Origin of the sequence: Serratia sp. OLAL2 (genome assembly GCF_002752475.1) — a bacterium.
Classification (GTDB): Bacteria; Pseudomonadota; Gammaproteobacteria; order Enterobacterales; family Enterobacteriaceae; genus Serratia; species Serratia bockelmannii.
Genome location: NZ_MSTL01000019.1, coordinates 534,651 through 556,106 on the forward strand (window position 1 = coordinate 534,651; position 21,456 = coordinate 556,106).

At 57.3% G+C, this 21,456-nt stretch carries 22 protein-coding genes; 8 read left to right on the forward strand and 14 right to left on the reverse strand.

The features are described from left to right. Positions 1-288: 288 nt before the first annotated feature. From BVU99_RS19900 to BVU99_RS19910, 3 genes are all read right to left on the reverse strand, one after another. Positions 289-768, reverse strand: coding sequence for a YbjN domain-containing protein (locus BVU99_RS19900; RefSeq protein ID WP_004938666.1), 480 nt, complete (start codon positions 766-768; stop codon positions 289-291). A 136-nt stretch (positions 769-904) separates the two neighbouring features. Next, positions 905-1,807: a 30S ribosomal protein S6--L-glutamate ligase gene (gene rimK / locus BVU99_RS19905; RefSeq protein WP_025302234.1), complete on the reverse strand. Its 903-nt coding sequence runs from the start codon at positions 1,805-1,807 to the stop codon at positions 905-907. Positions 1,808-1,861: 54 nt separating this feature from the next. Beyond that, positions 1,862-2,176 carry a YbjC family protein gene (locus BVU99_RS19910; protein ID WP_025302233.1) on the reverse strand — a complete coding sequence of 105 codons (315 nt, stop codon included), beginning with the start codon at positions 2,174-2,176 and terminating at the stop codon, positions 1,862-1,864. A gap of 230 nt (positions 2,177-2,406) precedes the next feature. On the opposite strand from BVU99_RS19910, the gene BVU99_RS19915 reads away from it, so the two are divergent. After that, positions 2,407-2,670 carry a GrxA family glutaredoxin gene (locus BVU99_RS19915; protein ID WP_004938676.1) on the forward strand — a complete coding sequence of 88 codons (264 nt, stop codon included), beginning with the start codon at positions 2,407-2,409 and terminating at the stop codon, positions 2,668-2,670. A gap of 39 nt (positions 2,671-2,709) precedes the next feature. Here BVU99_RS19915 and BVU99_RS19920 read toward each other — a convergent pair whose 3' ends face one another. Next, entirely contained in the window at positions 2,710-3,099 is a 390-nt protein-coding gene (locus BVU99_RS19920; protein ID WP_025302232.1) for an inner membrane protein YbjM, read from the reverse strand. 294 nt (positions 3,100-3,393) lie between these two features. Here BVU99_RS19920 and BVU99_RS19925 point away from each other — a divergent pair, with 294 nt between their 5' ends. Beyond that, positions 3,394-5,082, forward strand: a complete 1,689-nt coding sequence (locus tag BVU99_RS19925; RefSeq protein ID WP_049205954.1) for an aspartate:alanine antiporter — start codon at positions 3,394-3,396, stop codon at positions 5,080-5,082. Positions 5,083-5,558: 476 nt separating this feature from the next. Here the strand turns inward: BVU99_RS19925 and BVU99_RS19935 are convergent, their stop codons facing one another. The 4 genes from BVU99_RS19935 to eco form a co-directional block, all read right to left on the reverse strand. After that, positions 5,559-6,302, reverse strand: coding sequence for an ankyrin repeat domain-containing protein (locus tag BVU99_RS19935; RefSeq protein WP_049207969.1), 744 nt, complete (start codon positions 6,300-6,302; stop codon positions 5,559-5,561). 89 nt (positions 6,303-6,391) lie between these two features. Next, entirely contained in the window at positions 6,392-7,165 is a 774-nt protein-coding gene (locus tag BVU99_RS19940; RefSeq protein WP_049207966.1) for an ankyrin repeat domain-containing protein, read from the reverse strand. Next, positions 7,162-8,643, reverse strand: coding sequence for a hypothetical protein (locus BVU99_RS19945; RefSeq protein ID WP_049295314.1), 1,482 nt, complete (start codon positions 8,641-8,643; stop codon positions 7,162-7,164). Before BVU99_RS19945 ends, BVU99_RS19940 begins: the two co-directional genes overlap by 4 nt. Positions 8,644-9,045: 402 nt before the next feature. Beyond that, positions 9,046-9,558 carry a serine protease inhibitor ecotin gene (eco, locus tag BVU99_RS19950; RefSeq protein ID WP_033642514.1) on the reverse strand — a complete coding sequence of 171 codons (513 nt, stop codon included), beginning with the start codon at positions 9,556-9,558 and terminating at the stop codon, positions 9,046-9,048. A gap of 291 nt (positions 9,559-9,849) precedes the next feature. Between eco and BVU99_RS19955 the strand changes: the two genes are divergently transcribed. Together BVU99_RS19955 and ybjG are read left to right on the forward strand one after the other, a co-directional pair. Further along, entirely contained in the window at positions 9,850-10,584 is a 735-nt protein-coding gene (locus tag BVU99_RS19955) for a phosphatase PAP2 family protein (protein ID WP_025302226.1), read from the forward strand. A 5-nt stretch (positions 10,585-10,589) separates the two neighbouring features. After that, positions 10,590-11,195 (forward strand): undecaprenyl-diphosphate phosphatase, encoded by a 606-nt coding sequence (gene ybjG / locus BVU99_RS19960; RefSeq protein ID WP_099817614.1) that lies wholly within the window; start codon positions 10,590-10,592, stop codon positions 11,193-11,195. 36 nt (positions 11,196-11,231) lie between these two features. Here ybjG and BVU99_RS19965 read toward each other — a convergent pair whose 3' ends face one another. Further along, positions 11,232-12,068, reverse strand: coding sequence for a hypothetical protein (locus BVU99_RS19965; RefSeq protein WP_099817759.1), 837 nt, complete (start codon positions 12,066-12,068; stop codon positions 11,232-11,234). Between the two features lie 212 nt (positions 12,069-12,280). Between BVU99_RS19965 and deoC the strand changes: the two genes are divergently transcribed. The 4 genes from deoC (at position 12,281) to BVU99_RS19985 (ending at position 17,617) form a co-directional block, all read left to right on the forward strand. Continuing rightward, on the forward strand, positions 12,281-12,961 hold the full coding sequence (gene deoC / locus BVU99_RS19970; protein WP_099817570.1) for a deoxyribose-phosphate aldolase: 681 nt from the start codon (positions 12,281-12,283) through the stop codon (positions 12,959-12,961). A 152-nt stretch (positions 12,962-13,113) separates the two neighbouring features. Then, a complete protein-coding gene (gene deoR / locus BVU99_RS19975) occupies positions 13,114-13,878 on the forward strand; it encodes a DNA-binding transcriptional repressor DeoR (RefSeq protein ID WP_025302222.1) in 765 nt (254 codons plus the stop codon). 979 nt (positions 13,879-14,857) lie between these two features. After that, on the forward strand, positions 14,858-16,156 hold the full coding sequence (locus tag BVU99_RS19980; RefSeq protein ID WP_004938697.1) for an HAAAP family serine/threonine permease: 1,299 nt from the start codon (positions 14,858-14,860) through the stop codon (positions 16,154-16,156). Positions 16,157-16,249: 93 nt separating this feature from the next. Then, positions 16,250-17,617 (forward strand): L-serine ammonia-lyase, encoded by a 1,368-nt coding sequence (locus BVU99_RS19985; RefSeq protein WP_025302221.1) that lies wholly within the window; start codon positions 16,250-16,252, stop codon positions 17,615-17,617. Between the two features lie 54 nt (positions 17,618-17,671). Here BVU99_RS19985 and BVU99_RS19990 read toward each other — a convergent pair whose 3' ends face one another. The 5 genes from BVU99_RS19990 to BVU99_RS20010 are packed head-to-tail and all read right to left on the reverse strand — an operon-like array spanning position 17,672 to position 21,409. Then, a complete protein-coding gene (locus BVU99_RS19990) occupies positions 17,672-18,328 on the reverse strand; it encodes a helix-turn-helix transcriptional regulator (RefSeq protein WP_225735591.1) in 657 nt (218 codons plus the stop codon). A gap of 5 nt (positions 18,329-18,333) precedes the next feature. Then, on the reverse strand, positions 18,334-19,722 hold the full coding sequence (locus BVU99_RS19995; RefSeq protein ID WP_099817572.1) for an FKBP-type peptidyl-prolyl cis-trans isomerase N-terminal domain-containing protein: 1,389 nt from the start codon (positions 19,720-19,722) through the stop codon (positions 18,334-18,336). Beyond that, positions 19,719-20,141: a hypothetical protein gene (locus tag BVU99_RS20000; protein ID WP_060447509.1), complete on the reverse strand. Its 423-nt coding sequence runs from the start codon at positions 20,139-20,141 to the stop codon at positions 19,719-19,721. Before BVU99_RS20000 ends, BVU99_RS19995 begins: the two co-directional genes overlap by 4 nt. Positions 20,142-20,165: 24 nt before the next feature. After that, the gene (locus tag BVU99_RS20005) at positions 20,166-20,720 is read right to left on the reverse strand and encodes a fimbrial protein (protein ID WP_060447510.1); all 555 of its coding nucleotides are present in this window, start codon (positions 20,718-20,720) and stop codon (positions 20,166-20,168) included. A gap of 50 nt (positions 20,721-20,770) precedes the next feature. Beyond that, positions 20,771-21,409: a fimbrial protein gene (locus BVU99_RS20010; protein WP_038629099.1), complete on the reverse strand. Its 639-nt coding sequence runs from the start codon at positions 21,407-21,409 to the stop codon at positions 20,771-20,773. Between the last annotated feature and the right edge of the window lie 47 nt (positions 21,410-21,456).

Genomic DNA, 21,456 nt, shown 5'->3' on the forward strand with positions numbered 1-21,456 from the left:
ATTGCATGCGCCTTTTTGCACTGCCCTGCTCGCGTGGTTACAAGGGAAATCGCAAGCCCTTTGCAGAATCAGCAGCATAGCCGCTGCCATCGCAACCCGCCAGCCCCCAGGGTAAAAAACGCCATTTATCGATTTTTTATGCAGTTTTTCTCTATGTGATACGCCATTAACGGCACAAAAGACGAGAAAGATCGGGCGGCAAAGGCCAAAGTGCAGAATATTTTATTGCGGAAGGGAATAACGGCAGCATGCCGCCGGAGCGACGGCATGCTTAAGGAACGGCGAGGATCAGTGCAGCATCGGCTGACGCACGGCGCCAGCGGGGATCTCTTCTTCGTCACCCATAAACAGCAGATCGTTCGCCCGCGCCTCGAGGATCACCATCGAGACCTGCTCTTCGCCCTGCTGCATGAAATGAGTGAACTGCTCGTAGGTGATGCCCACCGCCACGCTCAACGACTGGCAGACGATCAGCTTCGGCAGGTTGTCGTCCTGAATGTCGACAAAGGCCTTGATGGTCAGCGAACTGGCGTTGATCTGGCTCAGGTCCGCCACCAGCGGGATCAGCGCGGTCGGCTTCACCTCGGCCAGCGCGGAGAACAGGATGACGTTGTCCACCAGATCTATCTTGGCGTCGAACACGCCGTCGAAGTTCTGCATGTGCGGCAGGTGCAGCGCCTGGCAGGAATCGCACTCAAAGAAAGAAATGCCCGACTGATCCAGCCAGCGCCGCAACAGCGCCAAATCGGGGACAATGAGTGAATCCATAATAACCAGCCTCACAATATTCAAAACGCGAAAAGGCGCATAGCTTACGGAATATTCACCCGATACGCCACGATCAATGCGGCTTAATTCACTAATTAAGATATTGCTCGGCGGGAAAAGCGCGCCGACCGCCCCGTCAACCACCGGATTTCAGGCGGAAGCCCGGCCGGCCGCGCTGCTCGATGTATTCGATCATCATGCCGGCAATGTCCAACCCGGTGGTGGTCTCCACCCCTTCCAGCCCCGGCGACGCGTTGACCTCCATCACCAGCGGGCCGCGCTCGGCGCGCAGGATATCCACCCCGGCGACGTCCAGCCCCAGCGTGTTCGCCGCTTTGACCGCAATCGCCCGCTCCCTGGCGGTGATGGTCACTTTGCGGGCGGTGCCGCCGCGATGCAGGTTGGAGCGAAACTCGCCGGGCTTCGCCTGCCGCTCGATGGCGGCCACCACCCGGCCGCCCACCACCAGGCAGCGCACGTCGCGCCCCTGCGCCTCGCGCACGTATTCCTGCACCAGGATATGGGCATTCAACCCGCGAAAGGCGTCGATCACGCTTTCCGCCGCCTGGCGGGTTTCCGCCAGCACCACCCCGATACCCTGCGTGCCTTCCACCAGCTTGACCACCAGCGGCGCGCCGCCGACCAGCTCGATCAGGTCGCCAGTGTCGTCCGGCGAATGGGCAAAGCCGGTGATCGGCAGATCGATGCCCTGCCGCGCCAGCAGTTGCAGCGAACGCAGCTTATCGCGAGCTCGGGTAATGGCCACGGATTCGTTGAGCGGGTAGCTGCCAAGCAGCTCGAACTGGCGCAGCACCGCGGTGCCGTAAAAGGTGATGGCGGAGCCGATGCGCGGGATCACCGCGTCATAACGCTCCAACTGGCGGCCGCGATAGTGAATGGTCGGCGCCGCCGGGTTGATGTTCATATAACAGGAAAGCGGATCGATGATATCGATGCTGTGCCCGCGATCTTCCGCCGCTTCACGCAGCCGCTTGCATGAATAGAGCGTTCCGTCGCGAGAAAGAATGGCAATTTTCACTCGTCACCCCAAAAGCCAACGCCTGCCCGGCAGGCGGGTTAGCGGCCGCGGCACTCAGGCGCGCGGATCACGGTCCTGATTATCTTTCGATGCATCCGCATCTCGCGGTTTGCGGCGATCGTTTTCCGGCGGCAACCCGCCGCGCATCAGCGGGCCAAAGCCCTGCACCACGCGCCACACCAGAAATGCCGCCGCCGGCACCATCAACGCCACGCCGAGGAAAATCATGCCGACCGCCGCCTGCTGCGATGCCAGCCAGCCAGGCAGCTGCAGGTGGCCGTGAATGCTGAGGTAGGCCAGCACCAACATCACGATACCCAGCCCTTCCAACACCAGCACCGGGCGTGGTAAGTCACCGAATGAACGCATATTTTTCTTCTCCAGAAGGTCTGCCCCCAGTGTAGTGAATTCCCGCCGACGGCGACAGCCCCGGCTGACTAATTGGTTACATGAATCAGATTAACAGGTAATTCCTGCTTTTTTTTCATGGCCTCAACGGGCATAGTAGGCGCCATCTGACGCAGGTAATGACTTTTTCGGTGACGGGATGTCGTTGCAATAGCGAACCATTTATTGAAAATCCAATTAAGGAGCGTTGCATGTTTGCAGTAATCTTCGGGCGTCCTGGCTGTCCTTATTGTGTCCGCGCTAAAGAACTGGCGGAAAAACTGACTGAAGAACGCGACGATTTCAACTTCCGTTACGTTGACATCCACGCGGAAGGCATCACCAAGGCCGATCTGGAAAAAACCGTCGGTAAACCGGTTGAAACCGTGCCGCAGATCTTCCTGGATGAGAAGCACATCGGCGGTTGCACCGATTTCGAAGCTTACGCCAAAGAACACCTGAACCTGTTCCAGTAAGTTTTTGAACGACAAAAAAGGCGCTTAACGCGCCTTTTTTTATTGCCGCTGCCGCCGGTGCAGCTGCTGCAGCGTCTGCAACAGGCCGAGGGCGAACAGCATCAGCATCGCGCCGAACACGCACCAGAACACCGCGCTGGTGGCATAAGCCAACTCCTGCCAGAATGAATAGGACGGCGTCAGCCAGAAGTGGCGGATCAGCAGGCACAGCGGCAGCGCATACAGCGCGCCAAGCAACGGGCAAAGCAGCCGCTTGCGGCTCGACAAATAGCTGGCGATCGCACCGGGGACAACGAACAGCAGCAGGCCGGTTTCCCCGTGGTGCTCATGATCCGTGCTGCCGAACAGGCCGGTTTGCTGGCCGAGAAACACCAGGCTGAACAACAGAAAACAGCTGAGAATGCCCAGCCAATATCGATAACTCGTCATGCGAATTCTCCCCCGCCCAATTACCGCATCAATAGAAATCGGTCCGGCCACCCGTGAGGTGACGCTGAACCGAATTTTTTCCTTGGTCAAAAGAGAGTTAAATGCGCACGGCGGCGCAGGAAATCAGCTTTCTGTGCTGGCTGTCATCGGTCATAGCGTCTAGAATGAACGCCGCCGAACGATGGTTCGCTTCGCTTTCTGCTGGTGGTGATTTATGACGTCGTTTTAAGGCTGAATTTATCTCTTATAGTTATCTATATCAAGCACTTACTGGTAAACAATAAGTTATCCTCCGTGAACATAAACGTCGCTAGTTTGTTAAACGGTAACTACATTCTGTTACTGTTCGTGGTACTCGCACTGGGGCTGTGCCTCGGTAAACTCCGTCTGGGCTCCGTCCAACTCGGTAATTCCATTGGCGTTTTGGTGGTTTCCCTGCTGCTCGGCCAGCAACACTTCGCCATTAACACCGAGGCGCTGAATCTCGGCTTCATGCTGTTTATTTTCTGCGTCGGCGTAGAAGCCGGGCCCAACTTTTTCTCGATTTTCTTCCGCGACGGCAAAAACTACCTGATGCTGGCGTTGGTGATGGTCGGCTCGGCGATGGTGCTCGCCGTCGGTCTCGGCAAGCTGTTCCACTGGGACATCGGCCTGACCGCCGGCATGCTGGCCGGCTCGATGACCTCCACGCCGGTGCTGGTGGGCGCCGGCGACACGCTACGCAACACCATCGTCAACGGCCCGGCGCTGCTGGCGGCGCAGGATCATCTGAGCCTGGGCTACGCCCTCACCTACCTGATCGGTCTGGTCAGCCTGATCTTCGGCGCGCGCTACCTGCCGAAGCTGCAACACCAGGACCTGTCCACCTCTGCCCAGCAGATCGCCCGCGAACGCGGCCTGGACACCGACAGCCAGCGCAAGGTCTACCTGCCGGTGATCCGCGCCTACCGCGTCGGCCCCGAGCTGGTGGCCTGGGCCGACGGCAAGAACCTGCGTGAACTGGGCATCTACCGCCAGACCGGCTGTTACATCGAACGCATCCGCCGCAACGGCATTCTGGCCAACCCGGACGGTGACGCGGTGCTGCAGGTGGGCGACGAGATTTCGCTGGTCGGCTACCCGGACGCCCACGCGCGGCTGGACCCGAGCTTCCGCAACGGCAAGGAAGTGTTCGATCGCGATCTGCTCGACATGCGCATCGTCACCGAAGAGATCGTGGTGAAGAACAGCAACGCGGTGAACAAACGCCTGAGCCAGCTAAAGCTGACCGACCACGGCTGCTTCCTCAACCGCGTGATCCGCAGCCAGATCGAAATGCCGATCGACGACAGCATCGTGCTCAACAAAGGCGACGTGCTGCAGGTGAGCGGCGACGCGCGCCGGGTGAAGAGCGTGGCGGAGAAAATTGGCTTTATCTCGATTCACAGCCAGGTGACCGATCTGCTGGCGTTCTGCGCCTTCTTCATCATCGGCCTTTTGATCGGCCAGATCACCATACAGTTCAGCAACTTCTCGTTCGGCATCGGCAACGCCGCCGGCCTGCTGATGTCCGGCATCATGCTCGGCTTCCTGCGCGCCAACCACCCGACCTTCGGCTACATTCCGCAGGGCGCGCTGAACATGGTGAAAGAATTCGGCCTGATGGTGTTTATGGCGGGCGTAGGCCTGAGCGCCGGCGCCGGCATCGGCCACAGCCTGGGTGCGGTCGGCGGCCAGATGCTGATCGCCGGGCTGATCGTCAGCCTGGTGCCGGTGATTATCTGCTTCCTGTTCGGCGCCTATGTGCTGCGCATGAACCGCGCCCTGCTGTTCGGCGCCATCATGGGCGCCCGCACCTGCGCGCCGGCGATGGAGATCATCAGCGATACCGCGCGCAGCAACATCCCGGCGCTGGGTTACGCCGGCACCTACGCCATCGCTAACGTGCTGTTAACGCTGGCGGGTTCACTCATCGTGGTGCTATGGCCGGGCATTCTCGGCTGATCGATTAGCGGGAGAGATGGATCGGCGATAAAAATATTTTGATTTTTTTGTCGCCGGCCAGAACTTTCGTTGGGGGCCGCAGTCTGAATTAGTGCCACTGCTTTTCTTTGATGTCCCCATTTTGTGGAGCCCGATAATCCCGCCTTTTAGGTTCAAGATTATCGGGTTTTTTGTTGCCTGAAACGGCCCGCAACACCCGTTGTCGCTGCCTCGTCGTCAGGCATAAAGCATCCTACCTCTGAGTGTCGCTTACGCCAGCGTCCCATCAATGTGCAGGTTTCAACATAGAAACGCTGCTTGTGGGTTTGCCACTGTTCAAAGAGATGGCGTCACAAACGGTACTTAACAACAGCACTCTCGTCGCTGTCGGCTGGGTGCTCTTTGGTGGCTCATCCCGTCATCTTCCTGTATGTCATCACGTCATGGTACTGCACCGGAAGAAGACCTGCATTGTCCCCCATGAGAGCCGAGGCGAACTAATTCACCTGTTTTATTTTTTCTTTAATTTTAATTAGCTTTTTTATATACGCATTGCTCTTATCCCCTTTATCTATCTCCGCAGAAATCAAAGAAAGGAAGTTGTCATTAAAATCATCTTTGGCTAAGGGGTTAGCGCCATGAGCCAAAAGAACCTCAATGTGCTCAGGGCAACTGTTATACAGCGCATTAATTAGTGGAGTTCTGTTCATAGCCCCTTTGATATTAACATCAGCTTGGTATGCAATTAACATCTTTAATGTTTCTGTGTTCGCCGCATCAAAACTTTCAAATATAATGGGTTGATTATGAACCTTATCTCTGGCATTTGGAGAGAGCCCGCCCTCTAACATAGCTTGTATCCATACGCCTTTATTCGCCTTCATAACAAATTCAGCTGGGCTACTCCCCCCCTCAGCTCTTGGCTGCAGTGGGTCTGCTCCCGCCTTGACCAGATCCGTAATGATCTTGAGCCGCTCGGGCGTGTTCTTGTCAAAGATAGCGTTATTTATCGCCCAGAATAATAACGTCATCTCCGCCTTGGCCGGCCGATTTAACGTTTCTTTGCTTACCGTCGGTAAAACCTTATCCAGCTTTTGCCTGTCACCCTCGTAGATGACGTTGGCGATGTCCAGCTGCTTCCCTTCAAAGTAATCCTGTGGTTGTAGATCCCTACCTTGTTCGCATCCCTGCATCATGAGCATCGACAGCAATATGATAATGATAAGAGCGCTGTGCCTCATGCCATCTCCATTTTTAACATAACCACGGCCTAACTTTGCTTTATTACCGTATCAGTATCCCTCTACCCCCTTGGGATACTGAGAACGGCTTATTTACTGACAGGGAGAGGTGGCCATTTCCCACCACGCTTAATTAGCTCGTCTCTGATGCGCTCAAGAGACTCTTTCGCCTCACTGCCGTCCTGACTCCTATTAATCAGCCGTTGAAGTTGATTGCCCATCGTCCAACCCGAGTTGCCTCTTATATCGCTATCGGCGCCTTTTTCTAATAGAAGAATGACATGGTCATAGGAGTGATAGTCTAAAGCATCGATGAGCAGCGTATCACCCAGTGAATTTCTTATATTTATATCAGCACCATGCTCCAACATGACCTCTAATGTTTCTGTGTTTTTTGCAAAGATGCTATTAAATATAATGGGTTGATTATGAACCTTATCCCTAGCATTTGGAGAAAGTCCGCCCTCTAACATAGCCTGTATCCAGATGCCTTTATCCGCTTTCATAACAAATTCAGCTGGGCTACCTGGCGTGTTGGGTTGAGGCTGTAAAGGATCTGCGCCGGCTTTTACCAAATCAGTGATAATTTTCAGCCTTTCAGGTGTGGTTTTATCATAGATGGCATTGTTTATTGCCCAGAACAATAAGGTCATTTCTTCCTTAGCTGGACGATTTAAGATCTCTTTGTTTACTGATGATAACTGTTTATCCAACTGCGGCCTATCACCATCATAAATGGCTTTGGCAATGTCCAATTGCTGACCGTCAAAATAATCCTGCGGTTGTAAATCCATACCTTTTTCGCACCCTTGCATGATGAGCGTAGACACTACCATCGTGATAATGAGAATAAGTTTTTTCATATTCTTCCCTTGATTGTGGCAATGTCATCGTCTTTTTCATTTTCAATGCATTGTATCGCCTGGTCTATACCGTGCTTATCCAGCAGTGAGCCTGTTCCACCGGAAAGCGTGTGTTTTACTCCCACGGCGTCAGGCGCCAACAGGGACAACCGTTCTTTCGCCATCACCGCCGGCGGATAAAATTTGAGGTCTTTGGCATCCTCCCACAAATCAACCTCCTGCAGCTTGGTCAACAGTTCCCCTTTTACGCGATACGCCTGAATATTATCGACACTGCCTATTATAGAGCCGCCGTATTTTTCTACGGTTCCCGCATGCAATCCAGCGGCATTAAACGTCCAAGCTGGCTTGCCGCTGGCCATGGAGGCAGCAGACGCCATGCCACCGCCTAATGAGTGACCTGCAACGTCGATATTGGATACCTTTGAAATTTTATCGCCAATACCAACCGCTTTTTTGTAGTATTCAGAATTAAGCCCTATTCCCTGAGCACCGTTGTTTTTCCAGTCACTGAGATTTTTAATGCCTGATAAGTCACCCCTTATTAAGGCTTTTTGGGTTGCGCGGCTTATTCCCTCCGGGAATTCTGGTGCCCGCGATCCGCGGAATACCACCGTCGGGTTCATCGCCTTGCCAAAGACACTTTCGTCTGGCTGATAAACTCGGGCTAAAAAGTCAGGATTCATTGGTTTGTCATAAAGCATGTTACTGCTCAAACCAAGCCGGCCCAGCGCCCCATCATTGTTACTGATATCCTTCCAGCCTTCAGGGATGTCTATCGTGTCCTTGAGCGGATTAGTGGTCTTGTAAACATTCTCAGCCAACTTCGCCTTTTCGACCGCGACGTTGTTCTCCGCCAGGCGCTGTGCCGCCATGCGCGCATCCGGGTAAATGCTGCGGTTGCCTCGCCCTATCAGGTACTGGCGTTCTTGCCAGCGTTCTGCCTTGGTCAGCGGACGGATGGCCTGCACCGTGGCGGCAACGGTTGCTACTGCGGTCGCGATGGCTTGCTGCAGAGGGGGATTCCGGGTCGTATTCTGCCTCGCTGGCAGCACCGTCGGTTTTGCCCGGTGGCCATAGCGGCTGACCATTTCTTCATAGCGGGCGATCACGCGCCCGATAGGATAAAAGGCGGGAAGAGAGCTGCCTGGGTAGCGCTGTAATCGGCCTTCCGCGTCGACGTAAAAAGCATATTTCGTCGGCGTCCAGGTGCCCATTCCCTGATCAATCGCCAGCAAGCCGCCCCGGTTGATCTCATCGAGCACGCTGCGCTTCACAGCCACGTCCTCACGATAACCGGTGACGCCAATCCCGGATTGAGTATTGCGGGTAATCGGATACCGGCTGCTTATCGATATGCCGGCTGCGCCGCCGAACAGATAATGCCGTTCCAGCTCATACCGCGCTGCTGTAGGGTTAAGTATCCTGGAAAAGCTTTCCGGCGCCGTGTGTTCAGAGGAGAAATGAATCAGTTTCATACGGCGCCTGCCCACTCGTAAGGTTCCGTGGTCGGCACAGACGCGCCATCACAGTGCAGCTCGCCAGATGGGCGACTTTTTCTGGTTTCGTCGAGCGTTAGCGAACGATAACGCATTGGATATCCTTATCTTCTGTGTCACGCCTAAATAGGGTATGGGCAAAATTATCACAATTCAGTAAAGATTTCTTTGCTCTATTTCTATACGCGCGCATCCTCTCCCATCCATGCAGCTGCGTGCTTCCTGTGCCATGTGAAGAGCGTATTTCGTTGCCATGTTGCGGCTAAAAGCCACGTCCGAAAGCAATCAGTCGAGTGTCAAAGATGCGGGAATGATAAGGAGACAGGAAGGAGAAAGGCTCCGCCAACCGGGAATGGCCAGCGGAGCGGCGTCAGGCGGCGGTTATTTCTGCTCAGCCTGGCTTACGGTGTCTTCGGCTTTCCAGATGCGGTATTTCACTTCCGCGTCTTTCGGCGCATACACCACGATCGGCAGGCGGCTGTTGTAGCGCTGCATCGCGGCGTCGCCCAGGTTAGCGGCGATGAATTTCTTGGTCTTGGTATTGTCCGGGCAGGCCATCATGGTCGAGGCCGGTTCAGACAGCTTCTCCAGCACCAGGTAATCATAACCCCAGCCGGACAGGGTTTTGGTCTCCAACGTGCCGCCAATCATATGGCGGTTGCAGTCCACTTCCAGCGTCTTGCCGATCAGCAGTTCTACCTTGTAGTTCTCTTCGTGCTCTTGCTTCGGCAGGTAGATCACCTGGCGATTCATGCCCTTCTCGGCTTTCGGGTAAGGCGCGACTTTTTCCAGCGGCTGTTTGCTCATGTCTGCGTCATCGCCAGAGGTCGCCGCCATAGCGCCAGCGGAAACGGCCATCAGCAGGCCGGAAAATACAACGGATGCCTTGTTCATGTTTTATCCCTACATTTTGTCAAATAATCCGTCTATAAACTAATACACTACCGCTAAGCTCGCCACAGGTTTAATATTCTTTACAATAGGTAATCAATAGTGACAATCGCCTAATATAAACCGTTAACTGGAGCAATTAGCCAGCGCACCCTCGGGTTAAGACGAGAAAAACCAGCGATTACCTCCGTACAAGCAAGTGTATCAGATAGGGTTTTCTTACCGGCGGACTAAGGTTTTCTTAAGACAGAATTATTACAGTAACGTCATTCAATCCTGTCACTGAGCCTGCGCGTGAATCCAGAATCGTCATTAAATCAATCCTCAACGACACCGCAAATTAAGACAACCGCCCTTTACTCCCTGTCGGCATCCTTTTACCGTTGGCAAGTTTTTGGCCTGCTGATCAGCGGTTTGGTGTTTCTATGGCTCTCCCGTAACGAACAGCTGGACTGGGCGATCAGCAATTATTGGTACGATGCCGCCAGCGGGCATTTCCCGTGGCAAAACAATTATTGGCTGGATCTGATCAATCACCGCCTGTTGAAGCAGATAGTGATCGTAGGGGCGGTGCTGACACTGTTTTGGGGCCTCTATCGCCGCAGCGCGCGCCTGATCGTAACCATGCTGCTGATTGGTATCGGCCCGCTGGTGGTGGGCATTCTCAAAGCCACCAGCGCGCACTCCTGTCCGTGGGATCTGATTGAGTACGGCGGCAAGGCGATGTCCTTCCCGCTGTTCGGCACGGTACCGGCGCTGCCGGGCCCCGGTCGCTGTTTCCCCGGCGGGCACGCCTCGAGCGGTTTCGCGGTGATGGCGTTGTTTTTCCTGTTTTATCCGCAGCGTCCGCGCCTGGCCTGGTGGTGCTGGTGCGGCGGCATTGCGCTCGGCATGTTGATGGGCTTTGGTCAGATCATGCGTGGCGCACATTTTCTTACCCATAACCTGTGGGCGGGTTGGTGGGTTTGGTTAAGCCAGTTGGCTATTTATTGGATGATTAGCGGCTATTGGCGCCGCAAGATGAGGTAACGGTTATGGAGCAGCTAAACCATGTTCTTTTCGCCTGGATCAATGCGACCCCGACGTCTCCCGAATGGATGATCGATTTCGCCACCTTTTTGGCGCGCGATCTTATCATTATCGTGCCGCTGCTGATCGTCGGCCTGTGGCTGTGGGGGCCGCAAAGCCAGCTGGTTTCACAGCGCGAAGTGGTGGCGAAAACCACGATCGCGCTGTTGTTCGCCATGCTTGCCGCCTCCGCTATCGGCGCGCTGCTGCCGCATGAGCGTCCGTTCGTCGCCGGCGTCGGCTATACCTTCCTGGCGCACGCGCCGGACAGCTCGTTCCCCAGCGATCACGGCACCGCCATCTTTACCTTTGCGCTGGCATTCCTGTTCTGGCACCGGGTCTGGTCCGGCGCGCTGCTGATGATTGTCGCCGCCGGCATCGCCTGGTCACGCGTTTACCTCGGCGTGCACTGGCCGCTGGATATGGTTGGCGGTTTCCTGCTCGGCCTGGTCGGCTGCCTGTTCGCGCAGCTGGTATGGAATCTGTTCGGCGATGTCCTCGCCGACAAGCTGTCGCGCCTGTATCGCTTCCTGTTTGCCTTCGCCATTCGCCGCGGCTGGGTGAAAGAGTAACCGCACAACATGACAGGGGCGTTACCGCCCCTGCTTTCACACCACGCCGGTAGTCACACAGAACGTCCGCGTTTTTCCCGCTCCCAGCATCACTCCTTCCTCCCCTTCTGGCGCGTTCGGCCGACAGTTCGCCGGCTGGATAAAGGAAAGTAACTGCCTGTTGCCCTGAACGGCGATGCGCCGGAAACCATAGTTGAATTGTTCGGTGGCAAAACGCGTCACATAACGCCGGCCCTGCGGCGCCAGCATAAAGAATTCGGCCTGATCCACATAGCGCGTCAGATCGTCGGAGCACAACAGTTCCTGCCCGATCGTATCCCCTAATAAAGCCGGCGTCGGCAGGTTCTGGCGGAATACCGCATCAGGAATGCAGTCATAGTTGAGGCCGCAAACATAGCGCAGCGGCTGCGGCCGCTCGGCCTGATTGGTGACCTTCATCTCTATGGCGAACTGCGCGCTCTGGGCCGCCAGACGCAGCGCCGGGCCGATGCGCCAACGCCCGCCCGCCCGCTCCCCCTCGCCGTGCAACGTCAGCTCATCGCCCGCCAGCTGGATCCACACGCGTTGCATCTGCAGCGGCTCACCGTCCTGATGCGGCCAGGCGGGATAGAACGCAGCGTCGTCAGCGCGCTTTCTGCCGGCGCCCCGCACGCTGCGGCGGCCCGACTTCAGCGAGTAACCGTCAAACTCAGCGTCCCAGATCGCGAGGCCCTGATACGGTAAAACCGTCAGTGCGCCACGGTGATTCGCCAACGTCAGCATCGGCCCGCGTTCTGTGCAGCGATGCGTGCTCACCGCGAAATCCGCATTGCGGAACAGTTCCTGCCGATGCGCCCCGAAAGCTTCAGGAGCCAGATCGATGTTGATCTTCATCTTTTTTCCCTCGACGTTTCGCCCGCGCAGGCCGCGAGCCCTGAAATGTTATTTAAATAACAAATAAAACGCCTTTAAGTTATACCTATAACAGCCTGATAGCGACGATCTGGTCGACATTTTTAAACATCGCTAGGTTTATCGGCATCTGAATGTTATTATTTTCACATTATCCATCCCGCTTACTGTCTTAACCTCACTAAGGAATCGCGATGACCACCGAAACCATCGATTACGCCAGCTACGTTGACCACACCCTGCTGGCGATGGACGCCACCGAACTGCAGATCGCCAAGCTGTGCGAAGAAGCGCAGCAGCACAACTTCTATGCGGTGTGCGTCAACTCCGGCTACGTGCCGTTGGCAGCCCAACTGCTGCAGGAAAGCACCGTGAAAGTCTGCTCGGTGATCGGTTTCCCGCTGGGCGCCGGCCTGACCGTTGCCAAAGCCTTTGAAGCCAAAGCGGCGATCGCCGCCGGCGCGCAAGAGATCGATATGGTGATCAACGTCGGTTGGTTGAAAAGCGGCCTGCTGGACGAAGTGAAAGCCGACATCGCCGCCGTGCGCGAGGTTTGCGCGGCGATCCCGTTGAAGGTAATATTGGAAACCTGCCTGCTCAGCGATGCGCAGATCGTCCAGGTTTGTGAAATGTGTCGCGAACTCGATGTGGCCTTCGTGAAAACTTCCACCGGCTTCAGCACCGGCGGCGCTCGGGAAGAGCACGTCAAACTGATGCGTGAGACTGTGGGCAGCGAAATGGGCGTGAAAGCTTCCGGCGCCGTGCGCGATCGCGCCACCGCCGAGAAGATGATCAAAGCCGGCGCCACGCGCATCGGCACCAGCTCCGGCGTCGCCATCGTATCCGGCGCCCAGCCGGCGGCGGGCAGCTACTGATCGTCGGCTTGCCCTGACGGGCATGGCCATACACTCCGATGCGGGACAATACGGGCGGCTGATGCGGCCCGATATTGCCCCGCATTGTTGTGTTTAGCGCCGGAAATGCCGGCACGCCCCTTTACCTCTACTACCTGTGGGAAGACGGATCTATGGAAACGCGGCGCGAAGAACGTATTAACCGGTTAGTTCAGGCGTTAAAACGCGCTGACAAGATCCACCTGAAAGAAGCCGCCGCGCTGCTGGGGGTCTCGGAGATGACCATTCGCCGCGATCTGAGCGCCGAACCGGCGGCCGTGGTGTTGCTCGGCGGCTACGTGGTGACCGATCCGCGCAGCAACGGCGTGACCAACTACTTCGTTTCCGATCAAAAAGCCAAACAGGTCACGGAGAAACGGCGCATCGGCCTGCTGGCAGCGCCGCTGATCAATGAAAACGACACGGTGTTTTTTGACTGTGGCACCACCACCCCGGCGATCATCGACGCCATCGCCGACGAACTGACCTTCACCGCCGTGTGCCATTCGCTGAACACCTTCCTGGCGCTGCAGGACAAACCGAACTGCAAAGTGGTCCTGTGCGGCGGTGAGTTCAAGCCGAACAACTACATCTTTTCCAGCGTCAGCGGCCGTAACGAGCTCGATCATATCTGCCCGAATATCGCCTTTATCTCCGCCGCCGGCCTCAGTCTGCAGCACGGCGCCACCTGCTTCAACTTCGACGAACTGGAGATGAAGCATCGCGCGATGGCGATGGCGCAGCAAAAGATCCTGGTGGCAGACCACAGCAAATTCGGCAAAACCAAACCGGCCTGCATCGGCCCCCTGACACAATTCGATCGGGTGATCACCGACCGCCAACCGGCCGCCGACTTCCTGGCATTCTTCAACGACAACGCCATCGCTATCCGCTATTAATCCGCCTTCAGCGCCGTCATAACCGACGGCGCACCGTTTCGATATCCCTCTTTCCTCACCCAAAAATGAACAAATAATGCGCAATCAATTCGCGTTTTTCGCTTATCCGCACGCAACATCAGGTTAATAAAATGCAACAGCTCACCCGCGTGATTATTTTTTCGCAGGCTAAACACGCGGTCGGCTGGGTGAATTAACGGCTATTTATGGCTTTTATATGATAAATCGTACCAAAGGCCAGGAAGTTTAAATAAACGGCGGTTTACGCGATTGCAGCAAATCTCACCAATACCTGTTAGCTATCTGTTATTTATATGATGAATGGTTACGCATTTTTATCCGCTAACCACGTAAGTAATTTCCCTTCGTTACTAGCGGTGAATTTTAAATAAAAATCATTAAAAACAAAAAGATAAATTCAATTTACCTTAAAAACATAATGTGATCCACATCACTAAAACTGCTTAATCCGGGTTTTTCGCTAGATCCAAAACCACGCATAAAATATATTGCTCGGCTTGCTGCTGAGCACAGCGCTTTATCCGGCTAATTATTGTACAAGCCGCATAATCGCAGAAAATTTTATGAGAGCGTTCTCAGCACAAAATCTTACACAAATGTGCAACAAATGCGCGAAAAATCGATAAAAAAGCAGATAACTGCACATATTACGCATTTGAGAGCAGGATCACGGTTGTTTCTACTGTAAATCGTTATCTTGCCGCCAACAAAAATCGACAGGCAATGACCTGTCGGCAGCGGTAACGACTTTTATCACCCGTGACGGTGGAAAGTCTTTAGTGAATTACCCGGCGCTGTGCCTTGGTAATGAACACAATAAACAACCAGGGGGACGCCAAAACATCCCCGCAAGCAACACCTGATTCTTACCGCAAGCGTTGCCTGAATAGGACGTTTGACGGTTTAACCTTAAGTTTTGCCTTTTAATTTTAAATTCGTGTTCACTTCGGAGATATTTATGGACACTACACAGACCGGCACAATTGCCTCTGCGGCCTCGGGCTCCAGCAGTACCTGGCGTAAAACGGATACCATGTGGATGTTGGGCCTGTACGGCACCGCCATCGGCGCAGGCGTCCTGTTCTTGCCCATCAACGCCGGCATCGGCGGTTTGATTCCTCTGATCATCATGGCCATCATCGCTTTCCCGATGACCTTCTTTGCCCACCGCGGCCTGTGCCGTTTCGTGCTGTCCGGCAAAAATCCCGGTGAAGACATCACCGCTGTAGTGGAAGAGCATTTCGGCATCACCGCCGGTAAACTGATTACCCTGCTGTACTTCTTCGCCATCTACCCGATTCTGTTGGTTTACAGCGTGGCGATCACCAACACCGTCGACAGCTTCATTACCCACCAGTTGGGCATGACGTCGCCGCCGCGCGCCATTCTGTCGCTGATCCTGATCGTCGGCCTAATGACCATCGTGCGCTTCGGTGAGCAGGCCATCGTGAAAACCATGAGCATTCTGGTCTTCCCGTTCGTGGCGGTGCTGATGCTGCTGGCGGTATACCTGATCCCTAACTGGACCGGCGCCATCTTCGAAAACGTGTCGCTGTCCGGCAGCGGTACCGGCATGGGCCACGGCCTGATCATGACCCTGTGGCTGGCAATCCCGGTAATGGTGTTCTCCTTTAACCACTCGCCGATCATCTCCGCTTTCGCCGTCGCCAAACGCGAAGAGTACGGCGCAGATGCCGAGAAGAAATGCTCCCGCATTCTGGCTTATGCACACATCATGATGGTGCTGACCGTGATGTTCTTCGTGTTCAGCTGCGTGCTGAGCCTGACGCCGGAAAACCTGGCGGAAGCCAAGGCGCAGAACATCTCGATTCTGTCTTACCTGGCTAACCACTTTAACAACCCGATGATCGAGTACATCGCGCCGGTTATCGCCTTCGTCGCCATTACCAAATCGTTCCTGGGCCACTACCTCGGCGCTCGTGAAGGTTTCAACGGTCTGGTTGCCAAATCGATGAAGAGCCGTGGCAAAACCGTCAGCACCGCCAAGTTGAACCGCATGACCGCTATCTTCATGCTGGTGACCACCTGGATCGTCGCCACCCTGAACCCAAGCATCCTGGGCATGATTGAAACCCTGGGTGGCCCAATCATCGCCATGCTGCTGTTCCTGATGCCGATGTACGCCATTCGTAAAGTGCCTGCCATGCGCAAGTACAGCGGCCACATCAGCAACGTGTTCGTGGTTGTGATGGGTCTGATCGCCATCTCTGCTATCGTGTTCAGCCTGCTCGGCTAATCACGCCCGGCCGGCGCCGCTTGCGCGCCGGCCCTCCCGCACTCCCCCATTTCCCGTATTCACCGCCTGAAACCTGAAGAAGGAGGCGAGACCATGGTCAGCGTTTTCGATATTTTCAAAATTGGCATCGGCCCATCCAGTTCCCACACCGTTGGCCCGATGAAGGCCGGCAAACAGTTCGTCGACGATCTGATCGCCCACCAGCAGTTGCAGGACACCACCCGCGTGGTGGTCGACGTCTACGGTTCGCTGTCGTTGACCGGTAAAGGCCACCACACCGACATCGCCATCATCATGGGCCTGGCCGGCAACCTGCCGCACGACGTGGACATCGACAGCATTCCGGGCTTTATCCGCGACGTGGAACAGCGCGGCCGCCTGCCGCTGGCCAACGGCCACCACGAGGTGGATTTTCCGCTGCACGGCGGCATGAACTTCCACAGCGACAACCTGCCTCTGCACGAAAACGGCATGCGCATCCGTGCCTTCGCCGGTGAACGCCTGCTGCACAGCAAAACCTATTACTCGATCGGCGGCGGTTTCATCGTCGACGAAGAACACTTCGGCCAGTCTGCCGAGGGCGCCACGCCGGTGCCCTACCCGTTCAAATCGGCGCACGATCTGCAGCAGCATTGCAAAGACACCGGGCTGTCGTTGTCCGGCCTGGTGATGCAGAACGAGCTGGCGCTGCGCAGCAAAGCGGACATCGACGCGCATTTCGCCGACGTCTGGCAGGTGATGAGCGCCGGTATCGAGCGCGGCATCAACACCGAAGGCCTGCTGCCTGGCCCGATGAAAGTGCCGCGCCGCGCCGCCGCGCTGCGACGCATTCTGGTGACCGGCGACAAGAACAATATCGATCCGATGAACGTGGTCGATTGGATCAACATGTTCGCGCTGGCGGTCAACGAAGAGAACGCCGCCGGTGGCCGCGTGGTCACCGCGCCGACCAACGGCGCGTGTGGCATTATCCCTGCGGTACTGGCCTACTACGACAAGTTCATCCGCCCGGTGAACGCCAACTCCTACACACGCTACTTCCTGGCGTCCGGCGTGATTGGCGCGTTGTACAAGATGAACGCCTCGATCTCCGGCGCCGAAGTGGGTTGCCAGGGGGAAGTGGGCGTGGCCTGTTCGATGGCGGCGGCCGGGTTGACCGAGCTGCTCGGCGGCAGCCCGGCGCAGGTGTGCATCGCGGCGGAGATCGCCATGGAGCACCATTTGGGGCTGACCTGCGATCCGCTCGCCGGCCAGGTTCAGGTGCCGTGCATCGAACGCAACGCCATTTCCGCCGTTAAGGCGGTCAACGCCGCACGCATGGCGATGCGCCGGACCAGCGAACCGCGGGTTTGTCTGGATAAGGTGATCGAAACCATGTACGAGACCGGCAAAGACATGAACGCCAAATACCGCGAAACCTCACAGGGCGGGCTGGCGATCAAGGTCGTGGCCTGCAACTGATCGCCACGGCGAGGTACTTAAGGCGCCAGCCGGTGTGACTTGGCCGGCGCCGTTTCAATAGCGATCCTTTCCTGCCGCAACGCCGGGCTGAATACCCGCGCGAAGCCCCACAGCCCCGGGACGAGCGCTGTGCCGCAGCCAGCCGTAAAGTTCGGCATTACGCCGGAATCCCATTTTGCGCATGACGCTCATCTTGTGATTGCTGACCGTCTTCACGCTAATGTCCAGCATCCGGGCGATTTGCGTGACTCCCATCTCCCGCGTCATGCAGCGCATGATCTCTTGTTCGCGCAGCGTCAGGCCCCAGTGTTGGCATACGCAGCTCCTGCCACAGCTCAGTCTGCCCGGCCATTTGCTGCGCCGCTCCAGCTCGGCGCTCACCTGATACAGCGCCGAAACCAACGGCATATCGTGGTAGATGACGCCAGTCTCCAGCGAGCAGCGGTTACCGACGGTGCGTTTATGCCGTCCCTCCGGCGTTCGCAACGAGAAATACAGCGTTTTACGCCCCGCGGGCTGCGCCTCAGAGAGGTGACAAAAACAGCTTTGCACGCCGGGAGGAAAATAGCAGAACACCAGATCGGCTTCGTGAACCTGCCGCGCATCCACTAACAGCGTGCGCTTGCCGTAAGTGCTGAAATGCAGCGCCAGGGCCTCTTGCCAACCGGCGCTGAAGTATCGATTCTCATCAAATAGCGCGATTTTTATCATCGTGTTCATCCCTGTTCTCCCGCCGTGTCGGCTTCCCGTTTAACCGCCTGGACGCCCTTCGCCGGCGCCTGGCTGTTGTCGATGCGCAATTCATAAACCATGGTGGCGTTGGGCGGCACCTTCGGCGGGTAGCCGGTTTCACCGTAGGCCAGCGCCGGCGGCACGACCATCGTCAACGAGCCGTGGTTGTGCAGATGACCTATCGCCTCCCGGAACAGCGGCGGGTATTCGGACAGCGGTTGCGACAGCACCTTGCCGCTCAGATCCATATCCTGGATCACCGTGCCGTCGGTCAGCTTCTCTTTCACCACGACATCGACCACCGCCGTTGGCGCCAGCGCGCCCTCCCCGGCGTAATCCACCCGATACCAGAAGCCCATCGCCGACTGCTTTACGCCCTTTTGTTGACTGAACTGCGCCAGATAATCTTCATCGCGCCGCCGCTGCTGGTTAACGCGTTTCTCACGCGCGGCCACGGCGGCGGCATCCGCCTGCGCCGTCAGCGTATTCAGTTCATCCGGCGGCAGCTGCAAACGCCCCGCCACGCTGTCGATAACGCCCGCCAACAGGCTGTCGCGGTCCACCGGTACCCCCCAGCTTTGACGCTCCGTCATCAACCCCTGAATATCCCGCCCCAGCGCACTGCCCGCCGCATAGGACAACCGTTTCCGTTCATCCTTCAACTGCTCCGGCGTCATCTCCCATTGCAGCCGCTTACGCAACGCCAGCAGGTCTTCGCGCGCCTGCTGAGTCGCCTTCTGCTCACCGGCCCGCTTCTGCTCGCTTTCTTCCAACGCGGCGCGCAGAGCGTGCAACGCCTCCTGGTGCTCGCGTTGGCGTTGTGCAAGCGTCTGTGCCGATGCCTGCGCGGCAGACTCAAGTTCGGTGACGCGCCGTTCGGCCTGCGCCGCCGTCGTTCTGCTTTTGGCGGTTTCCTGCGTCGCCTGACGCAACAGCGCCTCGGCGCGCTGCGCGTCGGGCGAACCTCGCCAGGCAGCGCCCAGCCCGGCAATCCACTGTTGAAGCGTCGACGAGTCCGGCAACGCTGCGACGGGTGGCGCCGCTTTCTCCGCCCGCAGCGCAGTAAGTTCCTGGCGCAACATCGTCAGTTCCATTCGCTGGCGCGCCAGCTGTTGGTCACGCGTCAATAATTCCTGGCTCAGCGTAAAAGCTTTGGCCGATGAAGCAGGCTGGTGGGTGTCCGGCGGACGCTTTGCCGGCTCACGCTTTTTTTGCCCCGCCTCGCGGTCGGCGGGCGCCGCGTTTTCGCTCTTCGGCGCGGTGTTCTGCCGTTGATACTGCTCGGCAAACTGCAGCAGCGCCGGCACGCCGTCGTCCGCCTGCGCGACGCCGGTGCACAGCAGAGCCGCACAGCCCAGCAGGCGCAGCCTCATTTAACCTGCTCCCCGCGATCCGCCAGCCCGGTTAGCACCGCCTGATTCACCCCGGCGCACAGATAGTTGACCTTGTAGCGATACAGCGCATCCACCGTCTCCTGCGTGTCGCCGTTTACCCTGGCGCGCAGGTTGGCGTACTGCGAAGCGCCGCTCATCAGGCTGTCGAAGGCCTGTTTGTAGCGCTGATACTGTTTCTCGTCGATCGTGCGCAATGCACCCAGTTGCTGCTGGCACTGCCGCAGCTGCTCGGCCTCACGCTGCTTGCGCAAAGCCTCTTCTGACGGAGCTTGCACAGCCTGATTTTTGGTGTTCACGGCGGGCTTGCCCGACTTTTGGTTTTGACAGGCGGCGGCGCTCAACGCCAACAGGCACAGCAGGCCCATGCGCAGGGCGCGATTGAGGAGCTTTATCATCATTGCGTTTTTTGTCCTTGTAGACGCTTATTCGTATTCCAACGTAAAGGTGGCCACCGCGCTGAAGGTGCCGCGGCCGATGGACTTCGTTTGGATGGCCTCCGGCTCCCCCTGCACATAGGCCTGCAGCGTGAGCGTGGTGTTGCCGGCATTCAGGCGGAATTTATCGCTGGCGCGATTGAGCGGCAGCGCCTTGCCGGTGCTGTCCTCCAGCCCGATGCCGATCCCCGAGGCCAGGCTGCCGGCATCCAGCGCCAACAGGCCGGGCAGTTTGGCGTTCTCGGTGCCGGTAAACGTAATGGCCACCGTATTGCCCAGGCTGAGATCGCATTCAGTCAGGTGCAACGCGAAGGTTTGGCTGTGGGTGCGGGTGTTCAGGTACAGGTATTTGTCGACGATGGTGCCGAAATCCAGTTGGATGTCCTCATCCCCCGGCTGAATGACGCACGGCTCGGCCACCAGCGTACCGTGAAAGCGCATGTTTTCCGCCGCAGCCGCCGGCTGCGCCATCATGCCGGCCGCCATGACCATGCCTGCCCCCAACAGCGCGCTTCGGCGCCGGTTCGTCTCTGTTGCGCGCATGACGCCACTCCCTTTGGTTGTGCTTGCGCCTACCAGGCGCAAGCGGCGTATTAGTCGTAATAAAGACGGAAATCGATCGCCGCGCGGTAAGCGCCGGCGCTCAGCGTCGCCGGGGTGCGCACCGGCGTCACCGTATACGTCAGGGTGTTTTGCCCCGGCGTCAGCAAGATCGGTTTGTTGCGCGCGCCGAGGCGGACCGGCAGGCCGCGGGCATCCGCCAACTGCAACCCCAATCCGGTGACGCCGGCCACCCTGACCAGACCCGGCGCGTCGTCATCCGTCGGCGCGGAAAACGCGACGGACACCGCAGGCTGGCTGCCGCTCCAGGCCAGAACCCCAGTCCAGGCGTCGCGGTTGCTCGCCGGCGCCCGCAGACAGTCTTTCAGCGTCAGCTCGAAGGCGACCGGCGTGCCGCGATCGCCCGGACGCTGGAAGTGCGCCGTTCCGGTCTCCCCCAGCCAAACCTCCTGACGAGCGGTGGTCATTTCCAGGCTGCAGGCGCTTTCCGTTAACGCGCCGTAGACGTGGAGCGTGCCATTCGCGCCCTCCACGTCCCAGTTGTCCACCGCGCGGGCCGGCGGCATCAGCATCAGCATCGTGCCTGCCGTCAGCGGTACCATCAGCGCGGCCAACACCGTCAGGCCGATAGTGCGTCGCTGATGACGTTCATAGGCCTTTCCCAACAGCATGGGGATCTTTCGTTGCATGATTCGTTCACTCCGCTGTGTTCACTCTG

Excerpts from the sequence above, each read along its gene's own strand:
- BVU99_RS19900 (WP_004938666.1), bottom strand. The coding sequence starts at position 768 with ATGGATTCACTCATTGTCCCCGATTTGGCGCTGTTGCGGCGCTGGCTG.
- BVU99_RS19910 (WP_025302233.1), bottom strand. The coding sequence starts at position 2,176 with ATGCGTTCATTCGGTGACTTACCACGCCCGGTGCTGGTGTTGGAAGGG.
- BVU99_RS19915 (WP_004938676.1), top strand. The coding sequence starts at position 2,407 with ATGTTTGCAGTAATCTTCGGGCGTCCTGGCTGTCCTTATTGTGTCCGC.
- BVU99_RS19920 (WP_025302232.1), bottom strand. The coding sequence starts at position 3,099 with ATGACGAGTTATCGATATTGGCTGGGCATTCTCAGCTGTTTTCTGTTG.
- BVU99_RS19935 (WP_049207969.1), bottom strand. The coding sequence starts at position 6,302 with ATGAGGCACAGCGCTCTTATCATTATCATATTGCTGTCGATGCTCATG.
- BVU99_RS19940 (WP_049207966.1), bottom strand. The coding sequence starts at position 7,165 with ATGAAAAAACTTATTCTCATTATCACGATGGTAGTGTCTACGCTCATC.
- BVU99_RS19945 (WP_049295314.1), bottom strand. The coding sequence starts at position 8,643 with ATGAAACTGATTCATTTCTCCTCTGAACACACGGCGCCGGAAAGCTTT.
- eco (WP_033642514.1), bottom strand. The coding sequence starts at position 9,558 with ATGAACAAGGCATCCGTTGTATTTTCCGGCCTGCTGATGGCCGTTTCC.
- ybjG (WP_099817614.1), top strand. The coding sequence starts at position 10,590 with ATGGAGCAGCTAAACCATGTTCTTTTCGCCTGGATCAATGCGACCCCG.
- BVU99_RS19965 (WP_099817759.1), bottom strand. The coding sequence starts at position 12,068 with ATGAAGATCAACATCGATCTGGCTCCTGAAGCTTTCGGGGCGCATCGG.
- deoC (WP_099817570.1), top strand. The coding sequence starts at position 12,281 with ATGACCACCGAAACCATCGATTACGCCAGCTACGTTGACCACACCCTG.
- deoR (WP_025302222.1), top strand. The coding sequence starts at position 13,114 with ATGGAAACGCGGCGCGAAGAACGTATTAACCGGTTAGTTCAGGCGTTA.
- BVU99_RS19980 (WP_004938697.1), top strand. The coding sequence starts at position 14,858 with ATGGACACTACACAGACCGGCACAATTGCCTCTGCGGCCTCGGGCTCC.
- BVU99_RS19985 (WP_025302221.1), top strand. The coding sequence starts at position 16,250 with ATGGTCAGCGTTTTCGATATTTTCAAAATTGGCATCGGCCCATCCAGT.
- BVU99_RS19990 (WP_225735591.1), bottom strand. The coding sequence starts at position 18,328 with ATGATAAAAATCGCGCTATTTGATGAGAATCGATACTTCAGCGCCGGT.
- BVU99_RS19995 (WP_099817572.1), bottom strand. The coding sequence starts at position 19,722 with ATGAGGCTGCGCCTGCTGGGCTGTGCGGCTCTGCTGTGCACCGGCGTC.
- BVU99_RS20000 (WP_060447509.1), bottom strand. The coding sequence starts at position 20,141 with ATGATGATAAAGCTCCTCAATCGCGCCCTGCGCATGGGCCTGCTGTGC.
- BVU99_RS20005 (WP_060447510.1), bottom strand. The coding sequence starts at position 20,720 with ATGCGCGCAACAGAGACGAACCGGCGCCGAAGCGCGCTGTTGGGGGCA.
- BVU99_RS20010 (WP_038629099.1), bottom strand. The coding sequence starts at position 21,409 with ATGCTGTTGGGAAAGGCCTATGAACGTCATCAGCGACGCACTATCGGC.